Here is a 2,299-nt window from a genome sequence, read left to right on the forward strand (position 1 = left end):
CAGGGCCGGGGCGCGGCCGCCCCAGGCGCCGGCCGCTTCGGCCGGGGCGGTCTCGCCGAGGACGGCGGGGTCGACCACGTCGGTGTCGGTCTCGTCGACGTCGACGTGGGCGGCGACCAGGGCGGCGAACTGCTCGAGGGCCTCGTCGAGGTCGGCGGCGATCTCGTCGACGAGCCCGGCCTCCTGGGCCTTCTCGGCGGTGAGCTGCCGGTCACGGGCGGGGTCCTCGAGGATCATCCGCACAGCGGCCTCGGCGCCGACGACGGACTGCAGCAGCGTGGTGCCGCCCCAGCCGGGGAGGATGCCGAGGCTCGTCTCGGGCAGGCCGATGCCGCGCACGCCGGGGGCGGCGGTGCGCACGTCGGCCATGAGCGCGACCTCGAGGCCTCCGCCGAGGGCGACGCCATTGAGGTGGGCGAGGATCGGGACGGGGCTGGTGCGCACGCGGACCTGCAGGTCGTGGGCGGCGCGGGTCATCGCGCGGACGTTCTCGGCGGCGGTGGGGTCGGCGAACATCGACAGGTCGGCGCCGGCGAGGAAGGTGCGGCCGGTGCCGGTCAGGGCGATCGCGCGGATCTCCCCGGCCTCGGCACGGTCGAGCGCGGCGGCGATCGCGCCGGTGACGGCGTCGATGGAACGCGGGCCGAGGGTCGCGGGGCGGCGCTCCTCGCCCTCCGGCGGGGCGAAGGTCAGAACGGCCACGGTGCCGAGTCCGGGATGCTCGCGATCCTCCGTGACGACTCGGGTGACGTGCTCGGTGTAGCTGCTCATCAGGGGCCTTTCGCGTTCTCGTCGTCGAGTGCCGCACAGTTGTCTGATACTGCGGGTTTCAGGTAGATCATGCCCCAGGTCGGGCCCGGGTGTCCACCGGGGCCGCTCCGTCCGACCGCCTCAGCTCGCGCGGAGCCAGATGCCCTCCTGGACATCGCCAGCGCGCGGGGTGAGCACGAAGTGCCCGTCGCCCTGGATCTCCTCGGGGACCACGAAGGCCTGCTGGGAGAGGATCTCGTCCGTCGGCACGGCGGTCTCCTTCTGCGAGATCTCGTCGTAGAGCGGGGTGACCTGGGCGCCGTTCTTGTACTCGGTGCCGTCGGCGGCCACGTAGGTGACGTCGATCCAGTGGCCGCCGTAGGTGGCGAAGGGCTTCTCCCCGCGATGGAGCCCCTCGAAGGTGACCATGATGTTCTTCATCCCCTCGGCCGGCTCCTCGTTGAGGGAGTTCGTCTCCCGGATCTCCTCGGTCGCGTCCCAGTCCACGGCGGTGATCCGCACGTCGACGCGGCCGCTGTCCTCGGTCGGCTCGAAGGGGACGACGGCGTCGCGCGCCACCGCCTCGTCGGGGCCGACGGGGGCCTCGGCGATGACCTCGCCGCCCTCGGGGACGGTCTGCTCCGTCGCGATCTCCTCCTCGTCCGAGGAGGGCGGGCCCTGCAGCGCCCGGATCCCGAGGAAGCCGCCGACGCCGAGGAGCAGCCCCGCGATCACCGAGACGGCGGCGACCGCGACGTAGAAGGAGGTGCGGGGGCGCTGTTCGGGCAGAGGCTGGGTGGGCGGCGTGGGCTGCATGTCGACTCCTCCTGCGGCGCGCCGCTCCGCGGTCGTCGCCGCCCCTCCCCCGGTGCGGTGCGCTGCCCCTGCGCGGGGCACCCTCACGCTAGCGCACGCGGCCCCATCACCCGGCCCGCGACTTCCGGCCCGCCCATCCGTCCCACGCCCCTCCGGTCTGCGAGTCCCCGGCTCACGGCCGACGCGCCGGCCCCCGGGGGCCCGGCGACCGCCCGCCGACGGCGCGCTCAGGCGGTCGCGAAGTAGAGGACCTCTCCGCTGAACGTCTCGACCCCGAGCCGGAAGCTCTCCATCTCCGCCTCGGGCACCAGGAAGGCGCTGTGGAATCGGGCACTGGCCCCGTCGGCGAGCGGGGTGATGCGCTTCATCGGGTCGGGGACGAGGCCTTCGCCGACGTCCGGGAAGTAGGTGCGCGAGGACTCACCCGTCAGCCACAGCTCCTCGGCGGGCGCGAGATGCCCGGTCCCGTCGTAGCGCACCTCGTACTCGACCAGGACCAGGTGATAGCCCTCCTGGATGGCGCCCTCGCCGCTCGCGCCGGGCAGGGTCGCGTCGAGGTCGACCGCCAGCGGGGTGACGCTGAGCGTCCCGCCGGTCCAGACGCTCCAGGCGACGGTGTGCTCGCCGACGGTCGCGGGCCGGTCGTAGCCGCCGGTCCCGTCGGTGACCTCGCGCCCCTGCGCGTCCAGGACGGTGCCGGGCTCGCGCGGCTGCCCGGTCTGCGCGGGCGGGG

General features: G+C 74.3%; 3 protein-coding genes. All 3 read right to left on the reverse strand.

Features of this window, described 5'->3' with window-relative positions; genetic code table 11:
• On the reverse strand, nucleotides 1-771 hold a 771-nt coding region (locus tag HMPREF3159_RS04775), incomplete at its 3' end, for an enoyl-CoA hydratase/isomerase family protein (RefSeq protein ID WP_141748072.1).
• A 120-nt stretch (nucleotides 772-891) separates the two neighbouring features.
• Complete coding sequence (locus HMPREF3159_RS04780) at nucleotides 892-1,566, reverse strand: hypothetical protein (protein WP_070499914.1); 675 nt, start codon at nucleotides 1,564-1,566, stop codon at nucleotides 892-894.
• 227 nt (nucleotides 1,567-1,793) lie between these two features.
• Nucleotides 1,794-2,299, reverse strand: a 506-nt coding sequence (locus tag HMPREF3159_RS17415; RefSeq protein WP_168165380.1) for a hypothetical protein, incomplete at its 5' end; no start/stop codon positions are given.

Origin of the sequence: Brachybacterium sp. HMSC06H03 (assembly GCF_001807385.1) — a bacterium.
In the GTDB taxonomy this organism is placed as follows: domain Bacteria; phylum Actinomycetota; class Actinomycetes; order Actinomycetales; family Dermabacteraceae; genus Brachybacterium; species Brachybacterium conglomeratum.

Excerpts from the sequence above, each read along its gene's own strand:
- HMPREF3159_RS04780 (WP_070499914.1), bottom strand. The coding sequence starts at position 1,566 with ATGCAGCCCACGCCGCCCACCCAGCCTCTGCCCGAACAGCGCCCCCGC.